Source organism: Shewanella sp. 0m-8, assembly GCF_052977265.1.
In genome coordinates this window covers 17,667-44,602 of sequence record NZ_JBRIMB010000038.1, presented here as the reverse complement: position 1 = coordinate 44,602, position 26,936 = coordinate 17,667, and the positions used below count along the sequence as shown (strand labels likewise).

Below are 26,936 nucleotides of genomic sequence, written 5' to 3'. Positions count from 1 at the left end.
CCAGAACAGTAAAACCAAGGCCTCAACGGTATGCCAAAAATAAAAATGCCGTTCACCTTAAGTGAACGGCATTACCTGAATAGGGGCTTTTTTTGTACCCGAACAATACCAAGAATAGCAGAGTAGGCATGAATCAGGAATTTTGTGTTGTATGTTTTTATTGAAAGAAAAGGGCAGTTAGCAATCCCGAGGAAGTAAACAGATCAAGCATGGATATGGAGTTTACTTTGGTTGTTTTGTTGAAAGCGGTAAAAATATATTTTTTGGAAGATAGAGTTAGGAAAGGGCAGTTGGTAAGCCCGAGGAAATAAACAGATCAAGCATGGATGTGGAATTTACTTTTTTGCAGATAGAGTAGAAAGGTCAGTTAGCAATCCCAAAGAAACAAACAGATCAAGCATGAAGGTGGAATTTACTATTTGGAATATTTTTAGAGGAAGTAGCTAGCGATTTAAAGGAAATAAGAAGATCAATCATGAAAATTGGGCAGTTAGCAATCCCGAGGAAATAAACAGATCAAGATGGGGGAATTTACCTCCAAGGGAATGCTAACTTATCGTTCTTTCGCCTGAAATCCCGATAAGCAGCAGTCTACCTAGAGAGGCTTAAACAAATCTTAATATAATTTTGAGTTACTCATTTTCTGGAGAGATTAACTGTAATCGCTTATCCATCAGATCTTTCACTAGTGGAGTGAGAATGAGCTCCATCGCCAATGACATTTTGCCACCTGGCACGACAAGGGTATTAACCCGAGACATAAATGAGCCTTGGATCATGCGTAGGTAATAGGGGAAGTCGACATTTTTAATACCGCGAAAACGGATCACCACAAAGCTTTCATCTAGTGTTGGAATACTCTTAGCGCTAAATGGGTTTGATGTATCAACGGTTGGTACGCGTTGAAAGTTAATATGAGTGCGGGAAAACTGCGGCGTCATATGATTGATATAGTCATCCATGCTACGCACTATTGAGTCCATGACTTTTTCACGGCTATGGCCACGCTCAGAGGTGTCACGGATGATTTTTTGGATCCACTCAAGGTTGACGATTGGCACCATACCTATGAGTAGATCGACATGCTGCGCAACATCGCAATCATCGGTTGCGACCCCGCCATGCAGGCCTTCATAGTAGAGCATGTCGGTATTTTCAGGCAGCGGGTGCCATTGGGTAAAGGTACCTGGCATCTGGTTAAAAGGCACGGCTTCATCAAAGGTATGTAAGTACGCGCGAGTTTCACCTTGACCAGTATTACTGTAGTCGCTAAAACACTTTTCGAGACGATTAAAGTCATTTGCTTCAGGACCAAAGTAACTAATATTTCTATTTTCAGTTTTCTCTTTGCGGATCATTACCGCCATTTCTGGACGAGTAAAATGATGAAAACTGTCACCTTCCACAATTGCTGCATTAATGCCGAGCTGTCTAAAGATATGATTGAATGCCGTCGTAGTGGTAGTGGTGCCTGCACCTGACGAACCTGTGACGGCAATAATAGGATGTTTCGCTGACATTTTTTTACCCAAAATAAAGATAGTTAACGATCACCTGCACGTTAGCCAAAGCAGCGACTAATCATAGTGACTCAGGTAAGAATACTGTACTTAGAATCTTCAGTTATACGGCTTAGCTTAGCTAAGGTCAAACTCAGGTCAAAGTAAGCTCAAGCAAGTTCAACGGTTAAGCTTACTGGTAGTTCATGTCGTGAATGACAATATCCTCTTTACGCCTAATGCCAATTGACTCCTCTTCTTCGCTGTACTCTACGACTAAAATACCTTGTTTGAGGGCCGCTTTACATTGAACAATAGCCTTTTCCATGCTGTGCTGACCATCGCCGGAAAAGCTACCATCTTCAACTTGGCTGATAAGGTATTCTTTGATGAGGTTATCAAAGGTATCGCTAGGTAACTGCGACAAAGATTCGTAAGGAACTAACATTTTGAGGTTTCCGCTGAAGTTAAAAAATTCAATACACGCTGTTCAAGATAATATTTAGGTCGCCAAGGGCTGCCACCGTTTATAAAGCCCACATGGCCGCCATTATCGTGTAGTTCATATTGTACTTGATTAGACAATTGATTGTTGCTTGGGATGACAGCGTCGGTCATAAACGGATCGTCTTTAGCGTGTATAACTAACGTTGGCTTCGCAATCAAACTTAAATAAGGTAAGCCGCTAGCGCGGGTGTAATAGTCTTCGACATCGTTAAAGCCATGGAGTGGCGCCGTGATCTTATCGTCAAAGGCATAAAAGGTATTGAGCTGCTCAATATCTTTATGGTTAATTGGCATCACTGCTGCGAGTTCTGGTCTTGATAACTTGCCGCGCATTTTCTGTTGCAGCTGTTTAATTAGGTAGCTTTGGTAAACTTTGGAGAAGCCCTTTTCCAGTCGGTTCGCACAAGACCCGAGCTGCAGTGGAGCAGAGATTGCAACGGCCTTATCGATTAAACTTTGTTGCTGTTGCTCACCTTGATACTTAACTAAAACATTTCCACCTAAGCTATATCCTACCGCTAGCAGTGGGCTGTTTGGATGGTGTGCTTTTAAATGTTGTAAAGTGGTTTGAAGATCTTGAGTATCACCACTGTGATAACCACGAGCGAGTCTATTAAGCTCCCCTGAACAGCTGCGGTGATGATGCACAACCGCACATAAACCAATTGCCTTGCTGGCCGTCAGTATGCGACGTGCATAGTGCGACTCTGCACTGCCCTCTAAGCCATGAATAATGACCAGAATAGCTCGATGGTTTTCAGGTGTACCTTGCCAGTCTAGATCGATAAAATCACCGTCGCTCAGTTCTAATCTTTCGCGATCTAACTGTGGTCTGTCCACTTTGGTGAGTACCGGGAGAATCGTCTGAACATGGGGGTTTTTAGCCCACCAAGGGGGTGAAAAAGTTGGCTTCATAATAATTGGCTATTGCTGAAAATTAAAACGTGTGTTTAATTGTTATTGTGAGCAGAGTGTAGCATAGATTGTAATCAGACCATTTATCGACTTTGTTTCCAGCTGTAAGGCTGATAACTGGCTAAAGTGACTCGCGGAGTTATTTGTTTAGTTTTTCGTTTAGTGACGGGGTAAATCAGCATCTAAATGACAGCGTAAGTGAGGATATTTTAGCGCTAAAACACTCAGAATCACTCAATGATAAGCACGTAATTATAAGTACTTAATAACAATAGAGGGCGCGATGGAACGACGTACTTTTATCACGACCGCATTAGCAGGGACAGCCTGTTTAGCGCTGGGAGTTAATTATTACTCGTCGGATTATGTCCGCGTTAATAAAGAACTTGATGACAAGCATCGATTGTTATTTAGCGTGCTAGTGCCGGTGTTTTTAGATGGCGCCTTGCCTGAAGTTGCCACACTAAAGCGTGACGCGATAAATCGTACCTTAGATGCCATCGAGCACACTATTTCTATTCTTCCTCAAGAAAGCCAGGCAGAACTTGAACAACTACTTGAAATGCTCGAAGGACGCTTAGGTCTATTGATTTTGACCGGCAGTATGACTCCTTTGATGTTACGTAAACAGCCTGAGTTGATTGAGATGCTACAAAATTGGCGCACAAGCTTCATCGACATGATGGTGACAGCTTATCAAGGATTGCGAGAATTAGTGATGGCGAGTTATTACTCCAACCCAGAACATTGGAGCCGCTTACATTATGCCAAGCCAACTTTCCTTGAGGATATGAACTGATGTTATTAATCAACACGCTGGGTAAGGGGTAGCTTGTGGCCATTGAAGATCCTATTGTAACGGGCTTAGAGTCTGGCTGGGCACATATTAATGCGGCTAAGCTGACTCAAAACCAAACTTTAGAAGCTGACGTTGTGATTGTGGGGAGTGGCGCGGGCGGCGGGGTCGCAGCAGAAATTCTCACCGAGGCTGGCCTATCAGTGATTATCGTTGAAGGAGGCCCGCTTAAATCTTCGAAAGACTTTGTCATGGAAGAGCGTGTCGCCTATCCGGATCTGTATCATCAAGCGGCTGGAATGAAGACAAGCGATAAGGCTATTGGCATATTTCAGGGGCGTGCAGTAGGCGGTTCAACAACGGTTAACTGGACAACGTCTATCCGCACGCCAGAACCAGCACTTGAATATTGGGCTCAAGCCAAATCTGTGGTGGGGCTTTCTCGTCAGGAACTCGATCCATGGTTTGAGAAAATGGAGCGGCGGCTTAACATTAGTCAATGGGCCTATGATCCAAACCGTAATAACCAAGCATTAAAGCAGGGATGTGAAACGCTCGGTTGGGACTACACCGTCATAAAGCGCAATGTTAAAGGCTGTTGGAATACAGGTTACTGCGGCATGGGGTGCCCAGTCAATGCTAAACAGTCGATGTTGGTCACCACCATACCTGCGGCGCTCGATCGCGGTGCGACGTTAGTGAGTCAAGCTAAAGTGATGAAACTTGAGCATCATAATGACAAAATTTTTGCGGTAAAAGCTCAAGCGGTTGATAGCAACATGCAGCCGTTACCGGTTGAACTGATGTTTAAGGCAAAACATTATATCTTGTCGGCGGGAGCCATACATACTCCGGCCATCATGTTGCGATCTAAGTTGCCTGATCCCCATGAAATTATTGGTAAACGTACTTTCCTACATCCGACCTTATTGAGCGGGGCCGTGTTTAGCGATCCAATTAATGGCCACAGCGGTGCACCACAATCCATCTATTCAGATCAGTTTGTATGGCAAAATGGCGCGGATGGTGAACTCGGTTATAAGCTTGAAGTCCCGCCAATTCATCCAATTTTGATCGCTTCAAAAACCATTGGTTATGGCAAAAGTCACGCGGATTTAATGGAGAAGTTCAATCAACTGCAAGTGACCATCGCATTGGTTCGCGATGGTTATCATGAAAACAGCCAAGGCGGGCAGGTTAAATTGACCGAGCATGGCTTTACACTCGATTACCCGCTCACAGAAGCTTTTTGGCGTGCAGCAAGGCGAGCTTACGCGAGTATGGCAGAGCTGCAATTTGCCGCAGGTGCGCAGCAAGTACTGCCTATTAGTGAAGGCATGCCGTATCTTTCGAGCTGGAATGAGGCCAAGAAAGCCATAAAGAATATGGATCTCGCACCACTGAAAACGGTTGTCGCCTCAGCGCATGTCATGGGGGGCTGCCCAATGGGAGAAGATCCTAACATGTCGATGGTGAACAGCTTTGGTGAGTCGCACTACTTCGATAATCTATCGGTGATGGATGGTTCAATATTCCCGACGAGCTTAGGCGCGAATCCACAGCTGTCTATTTACGGTATGACCGCAAGAAACGCGACGCGGTTGGCTGAGAGATTAACAACATAACTACCATGTTATGTAAAACGGCGAGTATTACTCGCTTTTGAGTTGCAATGAGGGATAGTGAGCGCTTTTGAGGTTAAATATGCTCAGATAGTCGCTTACATTATTTGCGCCTTGGCCTGTGTCATTCGACTCTAATGGCATAGCTTGCAGTGTGTTAGAAATCATCGCCTGAGACTTACGCTCTAGCATTAACTCTACGCTTAGCATCTGTTGGTATTCCGAACTCTCAAGCTGGTTTTTACCTAGGCGTCTTAATTTTCGAAAGGGCAGTAAGAGCTTTTGTTCCCATGTAAACATCGTTTGCTGCAGCCTCTCCCAATGAGGTAACGCAAGAGTGTGCTGCTGTTTATCGAGCCAAATCGCTAATAGCAATAGATTGACGTTGAGCTGGTGGGCATCTTGTAACTGCAAACACAGGCTTTGGTGTTGCTCATAGATGGCATCGCAATCGCTCCACAAGCTGGGGGGAAGGTTATCTACTAATGTCATTAAGTTCAGTTGCCTAAATAATCGTTGAAGATTGATACCTATGGTATGACAAATAAAAAGGGAAGCAATGCTTCCCTTATACTCAATGGTATTAATTATGGTTCTTGTTAGATTTCAGTGCGAACACCTTGTTCAATACTTTCAATTTCTTCCTGGATCTCTAGCCACTCCATTTCGCTTTCCTCTAACCCTTGGGTAAGCGTGGTTCGTTCGGCTAACACTTGGGTAAGCTTAGCCTTATTATCGGCATCATAAAGGCTGGTGTCAGCTAGCATCCCTTCAAGTTCTTTTAAACGGTCGTTGGCTTTTTGCTGCTCTTTCTCCAGCTTAGTCTGCACTTTTTTAAGTGGCGACAGCTTTTGTCTAAGTTCGGCTTCTAAGCGCTTTTGCTGCTTTTTATCTTGAATCGGCGTGCTCGCGTCGCTGTCTTCCTCTTTGCCTGCGGTTTTTGCCGCATCAAGCAACCATTGATGGTAATCATCTAAGTCACCTTCAAAGCTTTTTACTTCGCCTTGGTCGACTAAGTAATAGTCGCTGCAGCTTAAGCGTAATAAGTGTCTATCGTGCGAGACGATAATCATTGCGCCCTCGAAGGTCTGTAGTGCCATGGTTAGCGCATGACGCATCTCTAAGTCTAAGTGGTTGGTCGGTTCATCGAGTAGCAATAGGTTAGGACGTTGCCAAACCAAAAGCGCTAATACTAAACGCGCCTTTTCACCACCAGAGAAAGGTCTAACTGGCGCTAAAGCCATATCACCATTAAAGCCATAGCCTCCTAAAAAGTTACGTAACTCTTGCTCTTTGGTATTTGGGGCTAGGCGCACCATATGCTGCAGTGGTGAGTCATCTAAGCTTAAAAATTCCAGCTGGTGCTGGGCAAAATAGCCGATATTTAAGCCTGGGTTTGTCTCATATTTGCCTTTCATCGGTGACAGCTCACCCGACAGTAGCTTTACCAGAGTCGACTTACCCGCACCGTTGCGACCTAATAAACCGATACGAGCACCAGGAACAAGGTTGAGATGTACCTTTTTTAGGATCTCAGTTTCACCGTAACCGATAGAGACTTGCTCCATGGTCACCAGAGGATTGGGTAGGGCTTCAGGTTCTCTAAAAGCCATGTGGAAAGGGCTATCAGCTTGTGATGGTAAGAGCTCGGCCATACGCTCAAGCGCTTTTAAGCGGCTTTGAGCCTGCTTAGCTTTACTGGCTTTATAACGGAAACGGTCAACAAAAGACTGCATATGAGCGCGCTCTTTTTGCTGACGTTCAAATGCCACTTGTTGCTGCGCCATCCGTTCTGCACGCACGCGCTCAAAGGAGGTGTAGTTACCTTTGTAATAGTTCAGCTTAGTATTTTCGACATGAACGATTTCATCGACAATGCCGTCGATAAAGTCGCGGTCGTGACTGATAAGAATAAGCGTACCTTGATAAGCTTTAATCCAGCCCTCTAACCAATACATGGTATCTAAGTCCAAGTGGTTGGTTGGCTCATCGAGAAGCAGTAGGTCTGAGCGGCACAATAGTGCTTGAGCTAAGTTTAAGCGCATACGCCAACCACCCGAGAAGCTCTTCACTGGATTGCGCTGCTCTTGCTCACTAAAGCCTAGGCCGGCGAGTAAGCTTGCGGCGCGAGAATGAATGGCATAACCGCCAATCGCATCAATTTTGCCATGCAAGAGCGCAATTTTATGGCCATCGTCGGCCTCTTGTGCAGCATGCAGCAGTGCTTCAAGTTCGCGGTATTCTGTATCGCCATCAATGACATATTCAATGGCTGAGACGTCAAGTGCGGGTGTTTCCTGCGCCACAGTGGCCATCTGCCAACCGCTAGGCATAGTAAACTCACCTTTATCAAGATGGATTTTGCCCAAGATAAGCGCAAGTAATGAAGATTTTCCGCTGCCGTTTGCTCCAACCAGACCGACTTTGTGGCCAGGGTAGACGGTTAATGAAGTTTCATCGAGCAAGGTTTTCGAGCCACGAACGAGTTGAGCTTGAGTGATGGTGATCATTGAGGTCGGCTTTATGTCAGAGTAACAGCAAATATTGGGGACAGATAATAGCTTAGAACCCATGGTTACTTCTATGGTGAATCCTAGAAAAGTACGGTCATGACGCAGCTTTTGTGGCAAAATGTTAGGCATATGTGTAAAGGAATTTAAATCATGACAACAACGACAACAACTAAAAAAGTGAAGAAACGTTTTGTAGCAGGTGCTAAATGCCCGAAGTGCCAAGCAAAAGAATCAATCGTGTTATTTAAAGAAAATGGTATTGAAACCGTAGAGTGTGTTGAGTGCGATTATCGTGAGCAACAGACAGAAGAAAAAGTGGCTAAAAAAGCCAGCGGTGCAGTTATTGGTGTATTTAATCCAGATTAATCGAAGTCGCTGAACCATAGATCAACCTTTTTAGATGGGAATGCGAGTGTACGGTTGTGTACTGTGCTGTTTGTCATATTGTGTGCTCTACTGTGTTTTATTGGTGTGTTGGTGTAAACTTTGCTCATTATTTGCTAACAGGCGGGTTAGCATCGACTTAAAGTGAGTAAAGACCATGACTGTGACACGACTATTTTTGCTGGGTTTGACTTTATTGCTAACGGGTTGTGGCACCATCCAGGATTATAGAAACATCGCAGATGTTTAGTTCATTTGACGATTTTCGACCCGGCCCTGACGGTGGAAGTGACCTTATTTGGGCGCAACCTAAAATAAAAAGTGTTAGCGACCTTAATCAAATCCTTAGTCAGTACGATAGCGTCATCGTTGACCAAGCTTGGTTAGTTTTAGATGATAAAACCCGTTACGACAACTTAGATGATGAGGATGTTGTTGAGGTTTCACGTTATCTAATCAGTAAAATTAAGCAAAAAGCCAGTCAGCGTTTTAAGATCATCAACCAAACTGAACTGGAGCAAACCCTCGCTAAAGGTGAAGCGCCTAAAACACTTAGAGTCAGCGTGGCGTTAACCAATATTGAAACCCCGAATCCAATTTTAGCCGTCACTAGCAGTATTTTGCCTTTTGGGCTTGGGATCTCAAGTATTTCAAAGGTAGTGACTGGCGAGCATACCAATGTGGGTAGTGCGACGATAGAGCTTATGCTTAGCGATGCGCAAACGGGTAAGCCTATCGTGGCTGTGATTGACCGAAAAGCGGGCGGTAAAGACTTTAGCACCATGATTGACTCAACCGACGATGCTAGAGATGCGGTTGATTGGTGGGTTGATAGATTAAGCGCAACACTACGCGGCGAGGATCTGTAACTGACATTAGTTGTTTGCACTATCTATGCACTCTTGGCAAATTTGATGCGGCAATCATCCTCGATACGACTAATATTAAGCTGGCAAACATAGCCAGCTTTTTTGTGGCTAGGATTTTGTTGTTAGGAGCTTGCTCATTTACATCAGGGCTATTGCGGCCGAGGTAATAGAGGCACCAAGTTAACCAAACTCGGCGCTAAAGGCCGTAAAAGGCTGCGATAGCGATATATTTATTAGTTATCCTATATTCGACATGCTGCAACTAAAAGAATAACTGCTACAATAGCGCGCTATAATTTATAGCGATAGCAAACGACAACTTTTGCTCCTGATGGTTTGGAGCCTTGTCACCATGATTTTATCACTGCCAAGCGCGATTTGATGAACCTGATTAAGGTATCGAGTCCTAGAGGGTAAACGGCCCTAAACAGCAGTGAATACTTAGGAAAGATACTTTGACTCAATCAGTCCCAAACACCGATGGCCAAGCGCCATTCTCAAGCCTTAACCTTAAGGTTGAATTACTCGATAACCTAAAAACGATGGGTTATGAGTCGATGACACCGATTCAGGCGCAAAGCTTACCTGCCATTCTTAATGGCGAAGATGTCATTGGCCAAGGTAAGACTGGCTCAGGCAAAACAGCAGCGTTCGGTTTGGGCTTACTGCACAAATTAGACGTTAAACGTTTTCGCATTCAAGCACTGGTTTTATGCCCAACTCGTGAACTTGCTGACCAAGTAGCAAAAGAGATCCGTACACTTGCTCGTGGTATCCATAACATTAAAGTACTGACCCTTTGTGGCGGTGTACCAATGGGGCCACAAATTGGCTCATTAGAACATGGCGCGCACATTATTGTTGGTACGCCAGGCCGTATTATCGATCACTTAGATCGCGGCCGCTTAGATCTAGACAATGTACATACTTTAGTGCTCGATGAAGCTGACCGTATGTTAGAGATGGGCTTTCAGGTTGAGCTTGAAGGCATCATGGAGCGTATGCCGATAGAGCGCCAGACGCTACTGTTTAGTGCGACATTCCCTGAGCAGATCCAGTCTATTGCAGATAAGATCATGTTCAAACCCGTATTGGTTAAAGTGGCTTCGACTCATGCAACAAGCACCATCGAACAACACTTCTATGAGGTTGGTAATAACAACGACCGCATGCGAGCGTTGAAGTTATTGCTGCTGCAATACCGCCCTGAAAGTGCTGTGGTGTTTTGTAATACCAAGCGTGAAACCAAAGATGTTGCTGCGCAATTGAAGAATGACGGCTTTAGCGTTGTTGCTCTACACGGTGATTTAGAGCAAAGAGATAGAGACCAAACCTTATTGCAGTTTGCCAATAAGAGTGTGTCTATCATGGTGGCAACCGATGTTGCGGCGCGTGGCCTTGATATCGACGCATTGGACGCTGTGATTAACTATCACGTGGCTTACGACACTGAAGTACATATTCACCGTATTGGTCGTACAGGCCGTGCGGGCAGTAAAGGTTCGGCGCACACATTTTACAATGATGAAGATGGCTACAAGATTGCATTGCTCGAAGATTATCTTGAGCGTGATATCGTTAATGAAGCGCTGCCATCAGAGCACTTGTTAGATACCTTCCCGGTACAACCTGTGATGATCACCTTGCAAATCGATGGTGGTAAAAAGCAGAAATTGCGTCCTGGTGATATTCTTGGTGCATTAACGGGCGAGGATGGTATTGAGGGCTCTGAAGTCGGTAAAATCAAAATTACCGATATGCGCGCTTACGTGGCGGTTAACCGTAAAGTGGCTAAAAAAGCCCTGCATAAAATTACTAACGGTAAGCTAAAAGGCCGTTCATACCGTGCATGGGAAATGCGTTAAGCGCATTTGGGTGTGGCTTTAGGTATAAAAAAAGCAGCGCTTAGGCGCTGCTTTTTTGTGCCTGGAGCACTTATGCCAAGACCCATGGATGGGTAGTCTGGGTATTTGTGCCTGGAGCACTTATGCCAAGGGCGCTAATGCCAAGGGCGCTAATACGAACACCGATGGGTAGTCTTGGTATTTATGCCAAGAGCCTTATGCTAAGGGCGCTAATACGAACACCTATGGGTAGTCTTGGTATTTGTGCCTGGAGCACTTATGCCAAAGGCGCTAATGCCAAGACCCACGGATGGAGAGTCTTGGTCATTGTATCTGTTGCTGGCCAGTTTAAATATTAGCTATTTTGGCTTGGCTTATTAGCACTTCTATTTGAATGAGAACGACGCTGACCCGATGGCTTGCTTTGGCTGCGCTCTGGGCCGCCATTGCTTGGATTACCATTAGCAGAGCTGCCAGCGTTAGGGCGACGCTGACGTCTAGGTTTGTTTTCGGTTGGCTGGTGGCCACGTGCCATTTCGCCGCTGCGTTGACCATCTTTATGCTCAACCTTCACACCTTCGCTGCTTTGCGCATTGCCTTGACGACGTGGGTTTGGTGATTTATTGCTAGCACCGCCCGAGTTAGCGCCTTTATGTGGGCTGCGAGAACGTTCGTTACCTCGGCCTTGACCACCATTACGTGGGCCTTTGTTTTGCCCATGTGATTTACCCGTTAAGTCTGTTTCTGGCAAGCCATGAGTGGGTTCAAAACCTTCAACAGGGCGTCGCTCTAAGTTCTGTTTGATCAGTAACTCAATGTCACGTAGCAGCTTAATCTCTTCGCTGCTAACGAGCGATACAGCATGGCCAGAAGCGCCAGCACGACCTGTTCGGCCAATACGATGCACATAATCTTCTGGCACATTTGGTAAGTCAAAGTTCACCACTTGCGGCAGTTGGTCAATATCAAGGCCACGTGCAGCGATGTCGGTGGCCACAAGCACTCGCACAGCGCCACTCTTAAAGTCAGCCAAAGCTTTGGTTCTTGCGCCTTGGCTCTTATTACCATGAATAGCAGCAGCAGTAATATCTTTTGCTTCAAGATTCTTGGCAAGACGGTTTGCACCGTGCTTAGTACGACTAAATACCAATACTTGTTGCCAATTGTTCTGCTTAACTAGCTGGACTAAAACAGCGGCTTTTTGACCCTGATCGACTGGGCAAATCCACTGCTGTACCGTGTTAGCGGTCGCGTTACGTGGGGTAACCGAGATCTCTACAGGATTGTTCACTAAGCCTTTAGCGAGTTGACGAATTTCATCAGAGAAAGTGGCTGAGAACATCAAGTTTTGACGCTTAGCCGGCAGAATCGCCAGGATCTTTTTGATGTCGTGAATAAAGCCCATGTCTAACATGCGATCGGCTTCATCAAGTACCAATACTTCGAGCTGGCTAAAGCTCACTGCACGTTGATTATATAAGTCGAGTAAACGCCCTGGTGTCGCAACCAGAATATCAACGCCGCGGTTAAGTTTAGAAATTTGTGGGCCAATGCCAACACCGCCAAATATTACCGCAGATTTCAGAGGTAAAAATTGGCCATAGACTTCAACACTTTCACCAATCTGAGCGGCTAGCTCACGAGTGGGTGTTAATACCAATGCGCGTACTTGTTTTGCTGGTGCCTTAGTGCCTTTTGAAAGTAACTCTAGCAATGGCAGGGTAAAGCCTGCTGTTTTACCTGTACCGGTCTGCGCAGCGGCCATCACGTCTTTACCTTCAAGTACGGCTGGAATTGCTTGTGCCTGAATAGGTGAAGGAGTGTCATAACCTTTGTTGGCAACGGCTTTCAAAATTTGGGCTGATAAGCCCAGTGAGGCAAAACTCATAGATAGGTCTCATTTCGGCTGCGAAATAGGCGTTAAAGTACGACTGGCAGCGGTTTTAGGGGGCCTGCGGATGCTGGCGGCCGTGCAGCTTACAGGATCTGCTTAAAAAGCGCTAATTATTAAGCAATCACTGACCAAATAACCACGTTATAAAGAGTATGGCACTAAATTGATTCTAGGCTGGAGATATTGGGCTGGATTGATAACTGTTACGCACTGAAATGGGCTAATTTTGAAAAAAAACGTCGATTGTGTGATTTTTGGGCAATTAAAAGATGTTGTATCAGCGCTGCATGTGTTAATCTCGCGCCCCTGAAAGTTCATCTACCGATTTTTACCAGTAAATTCTAGGTAACTATTTTACCTAATTCGGCGGTTTGTCATGCTGCAGCCTATCGTGAGTTATCATAAAGATGATGAAGATCATTGGGTTGCCAATTTGTCTTGCGGTCATACTCAGCATGTTCGTCATCGTCCTCCATGGGAGCGGCGAGATTGGGTGACAGATCAAGAGGGTAGAAATGCCATGCTTGGTTATAAGCTTAATTGTAAGCTGTGTGAATTAGAGTTGGGAATGAAGTAAAGCGTATTGCAGTGTAAGGTGAACATTGGCAGTGCGGTTTAGAAACAGAATTATGAACGTGAGAGTGATGCTTAGGTTGTTGTTCTTGCGTATTGATTGAGCTCACCAATATCGTTGGCGAATTGATCTATATTTAATAGGTTTATTCGGCCCAACAGTGTGTTTGGCTCAAGTATTAGAATTATTGTTAGGATAAAAAGTAACATGACACAAACTAAGAAGTATGATTTTCGCATAGTAGCAGATGGCGCAACGTGGACTGGCCAAATCACTCGTCGTCAAACAGCGAGAAAGATCGTTGTTTCTAAGAGTAAGAAAGGTTTTGCTACAGAAGCTGAAGCGCAAGCTTGGGGTGAGACTGAGCTTAAGTCATTCTTAGAAAACTTAGTCAAGCGTAACGAGCGTAAGGCTAAGGCACGTGATGAGCGTAACGAAGCTGCTGATGCAAAAGAGCAAGCTGCAGAAGTATGGCGCAGTGCACGTGAAGCTGCTGCGCCTAAAAGTGATTATGATGACGATAACTCAGATTACGAGTCTGACGCAGAGCGTTAATCTCCTATCGATAACGATGTTAATCGTTAATTGATTTAGCTCGTTCTAAATCAACCTTTAAACCGCAATGAGCCTAGCTTAGTGCGGTTTTTTTGTATTTAAATCGCAATTTATATCTATCGTCTTCTGCTTGGTTTATTGATCTAGCTCAATTTTTGTGAGTCCGATAACATTTACAGCATAGATGTTTTATTCTGCGATTAATGCCTGCGATACTCAGGCAATATTGAGATGCATTCTCGTTTTTTGCTCAAGGGTGATTGAACTTAGGCGATACGTTAAAGTCTTTAATAACGTGCTTATGTTGGGTTTGCCACAGTAAAGAGCAAAGCATCCACTCATCCCCAAGTTGTCTTTAGTCTGGAATCACATGGATAAAACAGTAGAGAAAAAGCTTACTAAATGGCTAAAGTTACAGAAAAAAGCCTGTGGATTTTACTTAAATTTGTCAGTTTTTTTTGGTGTGTTAACCGGGCTAAGCTTGATGTGTCAGGCGTGGCTTATCGCGACGGTTCTTCAAGGGATCATTATTGATGAGCTGCCCAAGTCCGATTTTATCGACCATTTTTTGGCTCTGTTACTGCTGACGGTTGTGCGTGGGGTGCTTGCCTTTGCCCGCGAGCGTGCCAGTTTTCAGGCTGGCGCTAGGTTAAGAATACAGATGCGCGCAGCAGTGCTTGATAAGTTAGCGCTACTCGGGCCTGCCTTTATTAAAGGTAAACCCGCGGGAAGCTGGGCTAGCATAGTGCTTGAGCAAGTCGAAGATCTACAAGATTTCTACGCACGTTATCTGCCACAAGTGGTGTTGGCCGGTTTCATTCCACTAATCATCCTCGTGGCGGTATTCCCTATTAACTGGGCCGCTGGTCTGATTTTATTGGCCACCGCGCCGCTTATTCCTATGTTTATGATTTTAGTCGGCATGGGCGCTGCAGATGCGAATCGCAAAAATTTTAGCGCGTTAGCACGTTTAAGTGGCCATTTTATGGACCGATTAAAAGGTTTGTCGACGCTCAAGTTATTTAACCAAGGTGAGAAAGAAGCAAGAGTGATCCGCAAGGCGTCGGAAGAGTTTCGTGAACGCACTATGGCTGTGCTGCGAATGGCATTTTTAAGCTCAGCGGTACTGGAGTTTTTTGCGGCAGTATCTATTGCAGTAATGGCGGTTTACTTTGGTTTTAGCTATTTAGGTCATTTGAACTTTGGTCATTATGGCGTTTCAATCAGTTTGTTTACCGGTTTATTTGTGTTGATCTTGGCGCCTGAGTTTTACCAGCCACTAAGAGATATGGGCACTCATTATCACGCTAAAGCACAGGCTATCGGTGCGGCAGAAGAGTTGATGACATTGCTCGACCACCCAACCGAGCAGTTTGGTGGTAATAAGCCAGTTGACGACAAGATAGAGATTGAAGCTAAAGATTTATCTGTTTATAGCCTAGATGGCAGTTTGTTACTCGGGCCTGTTAGTTTCCAGATCAAAGCTAACGAGCATGTGGCCATCGTGGGCCCGAGCGGCGCTGGCAAAACCAGTTTACTCAATGCCTTGCTCGGTTTTCTACCCTATCAAGGGGAGCTGCGGATCTCTGGTACACAGTTAAGTGAGTTAGCCCTGGAGGATTGGCGCAAGCAGTTGGCATGGCTCGGGCAAGAGCCGCAGCTGTTTCATGGCAGTTTGCGTGACAATGTCGCCATGGGTCGTGAGTTATCTGATGAGGCTATTTATAGCTTGTTAGCAAAGGCGCAGATCCTCGATTTTGTCGAGCAGCAACCGCTAGGGTTAGCGTATCCAATCCAGGAACAAACGGCGGGATTATCGGTGGGGCAGGCGCAGCGAATAGCCCTTGCTCGTGCACTGGGTCAGCAAGCTAAGCTGTATATCCTCGATGAGCCAACGGCCAGTTTAGATAGCTTAAGTGAGCAAGCGGTACAATCTACACTGACCCAAGCTATGCAAGGCGTGGTATGTGTGATGGTCACTCATAGACTCGAGAACTTGAGTGCGATGGATAACATTTTGGTGATAGATAACGGCTTAATAGTCCAGCAAGGTAATTATACTGAGCTTGCCACTCAGGCCGGCACGTTTAAACAGATGCTTGATGAAGCCAGTAGCGTGAGCGAGTTTGATGCTGCAGCGCTAGTGAATAATATGTCAGAGGGAGCCAAGTCATGAGAGCACTCTTTCCCTATATCAAGCGTTTTAAAAGCCAATGGTTCATGATGTTTATTGGACTATTTTTAAGTGTGACAACCTTAATGGCTGGTATTGGATTATTGTCGTTATCGGGTTGGTTTTTATCTGCGGCGGCAGTTGCCGGATTAACAGTGCTAACGGCGCAGATGTTTAACTACTTTACTCCAGCTGGTGGAGTGCGCTTTTTATCGATTGTGCGCACAGCAAGCCGTTATGGTGAGCGCCTAGCAACACACGAAGCCACCTTTAGCTTACTTACCGACTTACGCTGCTGGGTATGGAATAAGTTACTCCCGCTGAGCGCCAAGAACCTACAGGGCGTGCGCCAAGGCGATCTGCTTAATCGCTTGGTTGCTGATATCGATACCTTAGATCACTTGTATCTTAGGTTAATCACACCGTTAGCGGCATCACTGTTGATGATGCTGGCGTTGTACTTTTTCGTGGGCCACTTTGATCCTGAGCTTGCCCGCACTTTATGTGGCGTGTTGCTCGCTGTTTGGTTATTGCTGCCAACGACCTTTTATTTTCTTGGGCGTAAGCCAGGCATTGCCCAGCTAGAAACCAAGCGAGTACTACGAGTACAGTTACTGGAGTACTTACAAGGTCAGGCTGAACTGACTCTATTTGGCGCGCAGAAGGCTTATAGAGACAGGCTTAATCAAGCGCAAAGCATGATGATCAATAGCCAAAATGCGATGAATCGAGTCACGGCATTAAGCCAAGCCTGTTTGATTTTGTGCCACGGTTTTGCGGTGTTATTGATGCTGTACTTAGCCGCGTCGGGTGTAGGCAGTGCGGTACCGCCGGGCCCAAGGCTTGCCATGGTGGTATTTTTAACCATGGCAACCATTGAGATGATGATGCCGCTCGCTGGCGCTTTCCAGCATTTATCAGCTTGTAGCTCAGCAGCAACAAGGTTAAATGAGGTGGTTGAACAAACGCCAAGCGTCACATTTACATCAAGCCAAACGGCAGAAATATCAGCTGGAAATATCGAGTTTAACGACATTGAGTTTGGCTACCTTGATGAGCAAACTGTACTAAAGGGATTAAACCTCAAGATCCCAGCGGGTCAAAAGGTGGCGCTTCTTGGGCAAACGGGCTGTGGAAAATCGAGCCTATTATCATTACTGACTCGAGAATGGTTACCTAATAAAGGCCAAGTCTGTATTGATGGCCTTGATGCGAGTGAGTATACCGAGCAGCAATTACGGCAATCTATGTCAGTGGTCAGTCAGCGCATTTATCTCTTCAGTGGCAGCCTGCGTGACAACTTAGCCATAGCGATCCCTGGCGCGACCCGTAAAGATGATGACAAGTTGATTGCTGTACTGAAAAAGGTGGGTTTGCAGAGTTTATTACAAGCTGAAAAGCCTTTAGATGTTTGGTTCGGGGAGGGCGGACGTCAATTATCGGGTGGTGAACAGCGCCGCATTGGTGTGGCAAGAGCCTTATTACGCGATGCACCAATCTTACTGTTAGATGAGCCAACAGAGGGCCTGGATAAGCGTACCGAGCGTGAAATCCTCCGCTTGTTGTTCGAGTTTGCCGAAGGTAAAACCATGTTGATGATTAGCCACCGCCTTACTGCGATGAATAAGATGGATGCGATTCATTTAATGGATCAGGGGGCAATTCGCATGAGTGGTGTTCATAGTGAACTGCTTGAGAGTGATGCTTACTACGCTAGCCTGTTTAAGCGCTTAGGTTAATTGGTAGCGAAAAATAGCTAAGTAGAAAAGCTCTGTCAATAATACAAAAAGCCCAGTGGATCTGGGCTTTTTGTTGGCAAGGCTTAAATTATTGCGAAGATTAAATCCTGAAGCGTGATACTCGATCGCTTAGCTCACCAGAGGTTTGTAGCATCATCTGTGCATTATCACTGACCTCTTGGGTTTGAGAGGACAATAGGTGCGATGTATCACTTATCGCTTGAGTATTACGGCTAATATCGTCAGATACCGCACGCTGCTCCTCAGCGGCACTGGCTATCTGTGTTGCCATATCGGTAATTTCGGTGATTGAATCGGTGATGCGCAGTAAGCTTTGTTTGGCCTGATTAGCAAACTCGACGCTGCTATCCGCAATACCTGTGCTGGAGGCCATTGAGGCGACAGCTTGCTGACTGTTTTGCTGCAAGGTGGCGATCATGGCACGGATCTCTTCGGTTGAATCTTGAGTGCGATGACTCAGTACCCGCACTTCATCGGCGACCACGGCAAAGCCTCGACCTTGCTCACCGGCTCGTGCCGCTTCAATTGCGGCATTGAGCGCCAGTAGGTTGGTTTGTTCGGCAATTGACTGAATGGTTGAGAGAATTTTATTAATCTCTGTGGCATTCGCTTCAAGTGCTGATACAACCTGCGATGCGTCGCTGAGCTGCTCTGATAGCAGTTCAATTGAATCACTGTTCTTAACGATAACCTCATTACCTTCCTGACAAGCCTTAGCTGAAATTTGAGCTGCATTGGCGGTCATCTCTGCATGATTGGCGACTTCGCTCGCAGTCGCTGACATTTGATGAATTGCAGTGGCAATTTGATCCACATCCTGATGTTGAGCATTGACACCGTTACTGGCTTGCACCGCAATGTCTGATGACTCATTGATCTGCTTGATTAGCATTTGGGTATCATTATAAATGGCTTGAATCATCAGCTGTAAGCTCTCTAGGAACCGATTCATATGGCGCTCAAGCATGCCTATTTCATCTTGACGGTGAGCTGAAAACCGCTGGGTTAAGTCACCGTCCCCTTTAGATAGCGACTCAATGGCGCTGGTGAGCTGTTGTAGCGGCTTAAACATATGATTGATGATCACCGAGGCGATAATCAAAATCACTAAGGCGAGAATAACCACAGCAATAAGACACTGCTGGAGCTGTTTTGTTATCGCCTGATAGGCAAGCTCTTTATCTTCGACTAAGCCTAATGTCCATTTGGTACCCTGCAATGGGGTCAAGCGTAACAGCTTGTCTGCGCCGTCTTGCCACTCTAGGGTCGTGATGTCACCGTTGTTAAGCAGAGTTGAGATGTTTGACTGAGTCAGGCTGCGAGCAAAGTGGCTGGCATCTTGTTGGGCGTAACCGCTATCTCTAAAGGCCAGTATTTTGTTGTTTTCATCGAGTAAGAAAGCAAAACCCGCATTGGCAATATTTAGATCGGCTATCTGCTGCGTGATGTAAGCGATACTCAGATCTGCTGCCAGTACGCCATGAATGTCGCCATTAAAGCGTTTGGCTAGAGTCACAACGGTATCACCAGAGAGATCCACATAAGGTTGTGTAGTGATGATGTCATGGGTGTTGTAAGCATCTTGATACCAAGGGCGAGTACGCCCATCAAAGTCGGCAGGGATCTCAACGCTTTTATCGCCAGAGATCACTAAGCCATTTTCTAATCCCATATACAGGTTGATAAAGCCGCCGGCCTGGATACTTAGCGCCAATTCACCATCATCGCTAAGTGCACTGCTTAAGCGCGCCTCATTGGCATTGATGATGCGTTTTTTATCTGCTAACCAGCTAAAAATATTATTGTTGAGCGCTTCGGCTTGCAGTGTGAACCGAGTCGAGACAGCTTGATCGGTTTGCAGGTTGAGCTGCTTGCTTGCGATAAAGGCGAGAGTTGCGGTTATGGTGATTATCACGACCAAAACGGCGAGCTGGATTTTGTGCTTAATGCTGAGGTTCATTATTATTATATTGACGGACAAGGGCCCATTTACGCTGAGCGAAAATTGGGGGGACATAATCCTGTTAAATGTGCGCGGATTATAGGCGATGATATTTAAATGAGCATTTTAAATGTATCAGTGATGAGAAGTTTGTCTCAAATTATCAATAACTAACACCAATGATTTCAGTAATGTCTAACACCAATAGTTGGCATTAATGCAGGCAGTAAAGCTGGTACTTAAAACAGACACTTATAGTTGACACTTATAGCAGGTGCAAGGATGTGTTAAGCCGTTTTTATGGTTGATGAGTCACTCAGGAGTCACTGGGCTGGTGGGATTATTGTATCTATGAGTCGAGACGATAAAGCCCTGAATGTGACAGGGCTTTATCGTTGTGATGATTAAATCTTAAAGCGTGAAACTCGATCGCTTAGCTCACTAGAGGTTTGTAGCATCATCTGAGCGTTGTCGCTGACCTCTTGGGTTTGACATGACAACTCATTTGAGGTGTCACTAATTGCTTGAGTATTACGACTGATGTCTTCTGATACTGCGCGTTGCTCTTCGGCGGCGCTGGCAATTTGAGTCGCCATATCATTGATTTCTGTAATTGAGTCTGTAATACGCTCTAAGCTGTGTTTGGCTTGGTTAGCAAATTCGACACTAGACTGAGCAATATTGGTGCTAGACGTCATAGATGATACTGCGTGTTGGCTGTTTTGCTGCAAAGTGGCGATCATAGCTCTAATTTCTTCGGTTGAATCTTGAGTGCGGTGACTCAGTACTCGCACTTCATCAGCGACCACGGCAAAGCCTCGGCCTTGCTCACCAGCTCGAGCGGCTTCAATTGCCGCGTTTAGGGCAAGTAGATTCGTTTGTTCAGCAATGGCCTGAATGGTTGATAGGATCTGGTTGATCTCTGTAGCGTTTTCTTCAAGTGTTGAAACGACTTTAGAAGCGTCATTAAGCTGCTCAGATAGCAGTTCAATTGAGTCACTGTTTTTAACGATAACCTCATTGCCTTCGATGCAGGCTTGAGTCGATACTTGCGCCGCATTGGCTGTCATCTCGGCATGGTTAGCGACTTCGTTTGCTGTTGCTGACATTTCATGAATCGCCGCTGCAATTTGATCGACATCTTGATGCTGGCCATTTACCCCTTCGCTCGCCTTGGCAGCGATATTTGATGATTCGTTAATCTGCTTGATTAACTGCTCGGTATCGCTAGAAATGGCCTTCACCATCTGTTGCAAACTCTCAAGGAAGCGGTTCATATGGGCTTCAAGTAGGCCTATTTCATCTTGTTTGCTTGCGGCAAAACGTTGGGTTAGATCGCCATCACCTTTTGATAACGTTTCAATCGCATCGGTTAATTGCTGCAGCGGCTTAAACATGTGGTTAACAATGAAAGACGCAATAATTAAGATAATAAATGCAAGCACAGCAACTACCATAAGTAAGTTGATAACTTGTTGTTCAATCATTTGATAGGCAAGTGTTTTATCTTCAACTAAACCTAAGGTCCAGTTAGTACCCTTCAGATGCGTTAAGCGAATTAGCTTCTCTTTACCATCTTGCCACTCGATAGTGGTGATAGCGGAGCCATTGCGGATTGATTCAATATTGGATGGGGTTAACGTTTGAGCCAGACGGCTGGCATCTTGTTGGGCGTAGCTACTATCGCGGTATGCGAGGATCTTGTTATTTTCATCTAACAAGAAAGCAAAACCAGCGTTGTCGATACTAAGGTTGTTAATTTGCTCAGTAATGAAGCCAATACTCAAGTCAGCGGCAAGTACACCGTTCATTGCGCCATTAAAGCGTTGTGCCAAGGTCACAACTGCTTGACCTGTGATATCGATATAGGGCGGCGTGGTGATCATTTCGCTACTGGTATAAGCCTGCTTATACCAAGGGCGTGTGCGAGGATCGTAATCTTCTGGCCATGGCTGAGACTTATCCCCTGAGATGATATCGCCAGTATCAAAACCGGCATAGACATCGATAAAGCCACCACCATTAATGGTAAACAATAATTCTCGGTCGCTATCTAAGCCTTGCTGAATGCGTGACTCATTGGCTTTTACAACCTGCTTTTTATCGTCTAACCAGCTAAAAATATTATTACTCACAGCTTCAGCTTGTAGTTTGAATCGCGCTGCAATGGCGGCCTCGGTATCATCGCTAAGTTGGCGTGTAGAAATGCTAGCAAGAGTGGCACTTATTGCGACAATAGTGAGTAAAACTGCGAGTTGAATTTTATGTTTTATCGTTAGATTCATTTTATTTATCACTAGTAAAATTAGGGAGAACTAGCTGATTAGACCAGTAAATTTAAAAAGGTGGAGTAAAAGACAGCTTGAAAACAGCAGGATTATAGAGCAAGCATTTTATTTAAGTACATCAATTTTACAATATTTGAGAGCGTTATCTAAAATAATATACAATTAATTAAAGAGTGATGAAAGTACAGCTGTATATTTAGCTGAACATGCAAATTTTTTACTAGAATTGATTGATAGATATAATGAGATTTACGCTTGAAATATAAGAGCCGATTGGGGGCAATCGGCTCTTATGCAGACAAATATCTTGTCTATATGTTCAACTGAAAGATAGTTAACTAAAAGATCGTCAGCTGAATGTTTAGCGACTACTCGTCACTATCACCCAATGACAATAAAGTCGCATTACCACCAATTGCGGTAATGTTATTGGTGTGGGTTTTTTCAGTAATAAAGCGTGTTAGGTAGTGTGGACCGCCCGCTTTTGGTCCTGTGCCTGATAGGCCTTGACCACCAAACGGCTGTACGCCCACCACTGCACCAATTTGGTTGCGGTTGATGTAAACGTTACCCGCTCTGACTTTGTCTGCAAGTTTTAGTGCATGACCTTCGTTACGGCTATGGATACCTAAGGTCAGGCCAAAGTTAGTCGAATTAATCTCGGCAATGACTCTTTCAAGCTCTGATGACTTATAACGAATAACGTGCAAAATAGGGCCAAAATGCTCTTTATCTAACACCTTGATTGAATCAATCTCAACCGCTGTCGGTGCGACAAAGTAACCATTTTCAGTGCCTTTAGGTAACTCAACCTGCTTAATGAGCTTACCAACTTGCTTGATATGATCGATATGCGCGTTTAAGTTTGCCGCCGCAGTCGCATCAATAACAGGACCTACATCGGTTTTAATTGAATTAGGGTTACCAATCGTCAACTCTTCCATTGCGCCTTGCATGACATCGAGTACGCGATCGGCAATATCTTCTTGCAGGAACAATACGCGCAATGCTGAGCAGCGTTGACCTGCGCTAGTAAATGATGATGACACTACATCATTAACGACCTGCTCAGGTTGTGAGGTTGAATCAACCACCATGGCATTTTGGCCACCCGTTTCGGCAATCAATGGAATAATCGGCCCTTCACGCATGGCTAATGTACGGTTGATTAACTTGGCTGTGCCTGTTGATCCTGTAAAGCACACACCACCAATACGTTCATCGGAAGTAATTGCAGCGCCAACGGTTGCGCCCGTACCCGGAAGGAACTGCAGTACGTCTTTAGGAATACCCGCTTCGTGGGCGAGCTGAGTCGCTCTGTAACCGACGATAGATGTTTGCTCGGCAGGTTTAGCAATAACGGTATTACCTGCAGCGAGAGCCGCTGTGACTTGGCCTAAGAAGATGGCAAGTGGGAAGTTCCACGGGCTAATACAAACAAAGATGCCGCGACCTTCCAGATATAGCTCGTTGAGCTCACCTGTAGGGCCAGGAAGCAACTCAGGCTTAGCCATCATTTTTTTGGCTTGCACTGCGTAATAGCGGCAGAAGTCCACAGCTTCACGAACTTCATCTATACCATCTTGAATGCTTTTACCTGCTTCGCGAGTGCAAAGGACAATTAGCTCTTCACGATTTTCTTCCAGTAGGTCGGCAAGTTTTTGCAATGCATTGGCTCGAACCTCGACAGGGGTGTTACACCAACTTGGGAAGGCAGCTTCAGCGCTTGATAGTGCCTGCTCAATCGCTTGATTGTTAGCAAAGGCAATCTTACCGACAACTAAATTAGTATCGAATGGGCTGACCACTTCTTTAGTATCGCCAGACAAGGTCTCACCGTTAACTAAAGGACCTGCTGACCAGGTGGTGTCTTTGTACTTGTCTATCGCGGCAAAAAATGGTGCAGATTCAGAAATAATGTTCATATTCAGCCCTTTGGAATTTTTACGTTCTTTACCAAAGATATCTTCAGGTAAGACGATTCTATTGTTAGCCAGGGTTTTATAGCCTTTGAGTGTGGTGAGTGGGTGTACCACTAATGACTCAATCGGGGTTTTGGGGTCAACTAGCTTGTGCACGAACGAAGTGTTAGCACCGTTTTCAAGTAGACGACGTACTAGGTAAGGCAGAAGGTCTTTGTGCGCGCCCACGGGGGCATAGATACGTACGGTCTTAACACCACTTTCTGCTAAAAGCGTATCGTAAAGCTCTTCTCCCATGCCGTGTAGGCGCTGGAATTCATAGTCACGATCGCCGGCCATATCGGTAATGCTCGCAACGGTTTGTGCGTTATGGCTGGCGAATTGTGGGTAGATAGCACCGCGAGTCGCATCTGATAACAAGTATCTAGCACACGCTAGGTAAGAGACGTCGGTACCTGCTTTGCGGGTATAAAGTGGGTAACCGGCTTCGCCATTTTCTTGTGACCATTTTAGCTCGCTGTCCCAGTATGCGCCTTTAACTAAGCGCAGAGGGATTTCATCGCCTTGATCTTTGGATAAACGCGTTAACCAGCACAGTACAGGTAGTGCCCGCTTAGAGTATGCTTGAACGACGATACCTAATAGACCCCAGCCTTTAGCTGCATCTGAGTTATATAGGCGTTGGAATAACTTTAATGACAGCTCTAGCCTGTCCATCTCTTCTGCATCGATAGAGATACCGACATTAAGGCTACGCGCTTGCTTGATAAGCAAGATAAGCGTTTCATATAGCTCTGTTAGCGTTCTATCTTCATTGGCGACTTCATAGCGTGGATGCAGGGCTGAAAGCTTAATCGAGATAGTTGGGCGAGGGGCATAGCTGGTATCGTATTCTTGCGCGCCTAAGGTGGCAATCGCACTCGAATAGTCGTCGAAGTACTTTTGTGCATCTTTTTTAGTTAACGCCGCTTCACCTAACATGTCGTAACTGTGGGTGTAGCCAAGTTTGCGCTTATCGACACTGTTTTTCAGTGCTTCTTTAACGGTGCGGCCTAATACAAATTGCTTACCCATGATCTTCATGGCTGCAAGCATAGATTGTCTTATAACAGGCTCACCGACCTTATTGACCAAGCGGTTTAGTAGGCTGCTTGGCTTGCCGTCAATATTGTGGTCAAGCTTAACGATCTTACCTGTGAGCATTAACCCCCAAGTTGACGCGTTAACTAAGATTGAATCGCTCTTACTTAAATGTTTATCCCACTTGGCCCCAGACAGTTTGTCTTCGATTAAGGCATCGGCAGTATCTGAGTCTGGAATACGAAGCAGGGCTTCAGCAAGACACATTAAAATAATGCCTTCTTGTGTCTCTAAGCTATATTGCTGAAGGAAAGCATCAATACCGACCATAAGGCCTTTTTTGTCATATTGACGGACTTTGCTAACTAGCTCGTGTGCACGGCTCGTCACACGATTGATCTCTTCATCACTCGAAGGAACTAGCTTTATCAAATCAGATAAATATTGCTCTTCATCGACAATATAGTTATCGCTGATCGCTTGGAACAGTTCGTTGAGGTCGGCTGAATCGTAATGACCAGCTAGTACTTCACTCGCTTTGAACATATTAATCGCTTCCATCTAGGCCACTGGGGCTGATTGCTTGGATAAGGTGTTGCGACAAAACCTCTGTTGTTATTCTTTTGTATACAATCGAAGGCCTCCGCGCGCCGATTATAACCACAAAGTGTGACCTATGACAATATTGTAATATTTATTGTGATCCGCGTTTGATTGTGGTTGGCGTTAAGGTGCGCTAGCCCTTATATCATAAGGGCTGTGGAGAGGCGATAAAAAAAGCAGTGTTTTAATCAAACTGGCTTTATATGCGGTTTTACTGAATTATTACTGGCAGCTTTCCGGCATATTTGGCTGGCGATTACGGAGAAGAGATAATAAATAAGCCAGCGTATGGTTAACGTTGTTTTGCATGCGGTTTCACTGAATGATTACCAGCGACTTTCAGGCATATTTTGTTAGTGATGAGACGGAAGAGATAATAAAGAAGCCTGCGTATGGTTAACGCTGTTTTACATGCGGTTTTACTGAATGATTACTGGCAGCTTTCCGGCATATTTGGCTGGCGATTACGGGAAGGAGGTAATAAAAAAGCCAGCGTATGGTTAACGCTGGCTTTATATGCGGTTTAGCTGATTTATTACCAGCGATTTTTCGGTTTACGTTGTGGCTTAGGTAGATAAACCAGAACAATACCTAAAATTAGGCCTCCGATGGCAATAAAGCCACCTTGCTTCCACATTTCAAAACGTTCGTTCTTTTGGATACTGGCTAACTTAGCTTTAGCGCTATCGCGTTCGTTGCTAGCGCTATCTAAGGCTTTTTGAGCGGCAGCAAGTTGAGATTTCACCTGGTTAAGCTCTTGGGCATTGTTATCGCTGCTGCTTAATGCTGCTTCGAGATCGGCTTTAGTCTGCTTAAGCTCTGCCTGAATCGCAGGTAGCTTTACACGCAGGCTTGTCTTTGCGCTGAGCATTTTTGTTTGCACCCAGCCTTCACGGTCTTTACCGTCAATAATCTTGCTGTAATCACCTTGAGTCTCATTAAGCGAAGTGACTGGTTGGCCTGCTTCGATGCTGCCTAAAATACGGAATTGTGTTCCAGGCCCACCATGAAGGTAGATATAAACATCATCTGAGATGTAGCGCGTTTGGTTTGCTGCAAGCAAAGAAGGGGAAAGTAGCATCATTCCCGCAATAATTAGAATTCTTAACACCAATCTATTCTCATCTACGAAATTTAGCCCACATGCTAGGGATTTAAAGGGGGTAATGCAAGTGGCAAAAGAGTGATAAAACGCA

20 protein-coding genes are annotated in these 26,936 nt (G+C 45.2%); 10 read left to right on the top strand and 10 right to left on the bottom strand.

The window, feature by feature from the left end; translation table 11 throughout:
- Window positions 1–632 precede the first annotated feature (632 nt).
- From ACVBIO_RS16075 to ACVBIO_RS16065, 3 genes are all read right to left on the bottom strand, one after another.
- Complete coding sequence (locus ACVBIO_RS16075; protein WP_447159367.1) at window positions 633–1,520, bottom strand: phosphoribulokinase; 888 nt, start codon at window positions 1,518–1,520, stop codon at window positions 633–635.
- A 172-nt stretch (window positions 1,521–1,692) separates the two neighbouring features.
- The gene (locus ACVBIO_RS16070; protein WP_447172985.1) at window positions 1,693–1,947 is read right to left on the bottom strand and encodes a YheU family protein; all 255 of its coding nucleotides are present in this window, start codon (window positions 1,945–1,947) and stop codon (window positions 1,693–1,695) included.
- On the bottom strand, window positions 1,941–2,921 hold the full coding sequence (locus ACVBIO_RS16065) for a hydrolase (protein ID WP_447159369.1): 981 nt from the start codon (window positions 2,919–2,921) through the stop codon (window positions 1,941–1,943). Before ACVBIO_RS16065 ends, ACVBIO_RS16070 begins: the two co-directional genes overlap by 7 nt.
- 283 nt (window positions 2,922–3,204) lie before the next feature.
- Between ACVBIO_RS16065 and ACVBIO_RS16060 the strand changes: the two genes are divergently transcribed.
- Window positions 3,205–3,720 (top strand): TAT leader-containing periplasmic protein, encoded by a 516-nt coding sequence (locus tag ACVBIO_RS16060; RefSeq protein WP_447159370.1) that lies wholly within the window; start codon window positions 3,205–3,207, stop codon window positions 3,718–3,720.
- Window positions 3,721–3,755: 35 nt separating this feature from the next.
- Complete coding sequence (locus tag ACVBIO_RS16055) at window positions 3,756–5,342, top strand: GMC family oxidoreductase N-terminal domain-containing protein (protein ID WP_447172984.1); 1,587 nt, start codon at window positions 3,756–3,758, stop codon at window positions 5,340–5,342.
- Between the two features lie 27 nt (window positions 5,343–5,369).
- Here ACVBIO_RS16055 and ACVBIO_RS16050 read toward each other — a convergent pair whose 3' ends face one another.
- Together ACVBIO_RS16050 and ACVBIO_RS16045 are read right to left on the bottom strand one after the other, a co-directional pair.
- Entirely contained in the window at window positions 5,370–5,831 is a 462-nt protein-coding gene (locus tag ACVBIO_RS16050) for a TIGR02444 family protein (RefSeq protein WP_447159372.1), read from the bottom strand.
- A 107-nt stretch (window positions 5,832–5,938) separates the two neighbouring features.
- Window positions 5,939–7,849: an ABC transporter ATP-binding protein gene (locus tag ACVBIO_RS16045; RefSeq protein ID WP_447159575.1), complete on the bottom strand. Its 1,911-nt coding sequence runs from the start codon at window positions 7,847–7,849 to the stop codon at window positions 5,939–5,941.
- Between the two features lie 153 nt (window positions 7,850–8,002).
- On the opposite strand from ACVBIO_RS16045, the gene ACVBIO_RS16040 reads away from it, so the two are divergent.
- From ACVBIO_RS16040 to ACVBIO_RS16025, 4 genes are all read left to right on the top strand, one after another.
- Window positions 8,003–8,218 (top strand): YheV family putative zinc ribbon protein, encoded by a 216-nt coding sequence (locus ACVBIO_RS16040; RefSeq protein WP_447159373.1) that lies wholly within the window; start codon window positions 8,003–8,005, stop codon window positions 8,216–8,218.
- Window positions 8,219–8,478: 260 nt separating this feature from the next.
- Window positions 8,479–9,105 carry a DUF3313 domain-containing protein gene (locus ACVBIO_RS16035; protein WP_447172983.1) on the top strand — a complete coding sequence of 209 codons (627 nt, stop codon included), beginning with the start codon at window positions 8,479–8,481 and terminating at the stop codon, window positions 9,103–9,105.
- A 455-nt stretch (window positions 9,106–9,560) separates the two neighbouring features.
- Entirely contained in the window at window positions 9,561–10,970 is a 1,410-nt protein-coding gene (dbpA, locus tag ACVBIO_RS16030) for an ATP-dependent RNA helicase DbpA (RefSeq protein WP_447163020.1), read from the top strand.
- A 122-nt stretch (window positions 10,971–11,092) separates the two neighbouring features.
- Window positions 11,093–11,308: a hypothetical protein gene (locus ACVBIO_RS16025; protein ID WP_447172982.1), complete on the top strand. Its 216-nt coding sequence runs from the start codon at window positions 11,093–11,095 to the stop codon at window positions 11,306–11,308.
- Here the strand turns inward: ACVBIO_RS16025 and ACVBIO_RS16020 are convergent.
- Window positions 11,305–12,837: a DEAD/DEAH box helicase gene (locus ACVBIO_RS16020; protein WP_447159376.1), complete on the bottom strand. Its 1,533-nt coding sequence runs from the start codon at window positions 12,835–12,837 to the stop codon at window positions 11,305–11,307. The genes ACVBIO_RS16025 and ACVBIO_RS16020 overlap by 4 nt on opposite strands.
- 382 nt (window positions 12,838–13,219) lie before the next feature.
- Between ACVBIO_RS16020 and ACVBIO_RS16015 the strand changes: the two genes are divergently transcribed.
- The 4 genes from ACVBIO_RS16015 (at window position 13,220) to cydC (ending at window position 17,884) form a co-directional block, all read left to right on the top strand.
- Window positions 13,220–13,420 carry a DUF3565 domain-containing protein gene (locus ACVBIO_RS16015; protein WP_447172981.1) on the top strand — a complete coding sequence of 67 codons (201 nt, stop codon included), beginning with the start codon at window positions 13,220–13,222 and terminating at the stop codon, window positions 13,418–13,420.
- Between the two features lie 204 nt (window positions 13,421–13,624).
- A complete protein-coding gene (locus ACVBIO_RS16010) occupies window positions 13,625–13,972 on the top strand; it encodes a DUF3622 domain-containing protein (protein WP_447159378.1) in 348 nt (115 codons plus the stop codon).
- A 370-nt stretch (window positions 13,973–14,342) separates the two neighbouring features.
- Window positions 14,343–16,148 (top strand): heme ABC transporter permease/ATP-binding protein CydD, encoded by a 1,806-nt coding sequence (cydD, locus tag ACVBIO_RS16005; RefSeq protein WP_447169875.1) that lies wholly within the window; start codon window positions 14,343–14,345, stop codon window positions 16,146–16,148.
- A complete protein-coding gene (gene cydC, locus ACVBIO_RS16000) occupies window positions 16,145–17,884 on the top strand; it encodes a heme ABC transporter ATP-binding protein/permease CydC (RefSeq protein ID WP_447159380.1) in 1,740 nt (579 codons plus the stop codon). The genes cydD and cydC overlap by 4 nt, the downstream gene beginning before the upstream one ends.
- A 100-nt stretch (window positions 17,885–17,984) precedes the next feature.
- Here cydC and ACVBIO_RS15995 read toward each other — a convergent pair whose 3' ends face one another.
- The 4 genes from ACVBIO_RS15995 to ACVBIO_RS15980 all read right to left on the bottom strand — a co-directional run bounded on the left by ACVBIO_RS15995 (window position 17,985) and on the right by ACVBIO_RS15980 (window position 26,851).
- Window positions 17,985–19,865 (bottom strand): methyl-accepting chemotaxis protein, encoded by a 1,881-nt coding sequence (locus ACVBIO_RS15995; protein ID WP_447172980.1) that lies wholly within the window; start codon window positions 19,863–19,865, stop codon window positions 17,985–17,987.
- 386 nt (window positions 19,866–20,251) lie between these two features.
- The gene (locus ACVBIO_RS15990) at window positions 20,252–22,132 is read right to left on the bottom strand and encodes a methyl-accepting chemotaxis protein (protein WP_447172979.1); all 1,881 of its coding nucleotides are present in this window, start codon (window positions 22,130–22,132) and stop codon (window positions 20,252–20,254) included.
- 371 nt (window positions 22,133–22,503) lie between these two features.
- Window positions 22,504–25,698, bottom strand: coding sequence for a bifunctional proline dehydrogenase/L-glutamate gamma-semialdehyde dehydrogenase PutA (gene putA, locus ACVBIO_RS15985; protein ID WP_447163014.1), 3,195 nt, complete (start codon window positions 25,696–25,698; stop codon window positions 22,504–22,506).
- A 577-nt stretch (window positions 25,699–26,275) separates the two neighbouring features.
- On the bottom strand, window positions 26,276–26,851 hold the full coding sequence (locus ACVBIO_RS15980) for a TIGR04211 family SH3 domain-containing protein (protein WP_447159384.1): 576 nt from the start codon (window positions 26,849–26,851) through the stop codon (window positions 26,276–26,278).
- Window positions 26,852–26,936 lie beyond the last annotated feature (85 nt).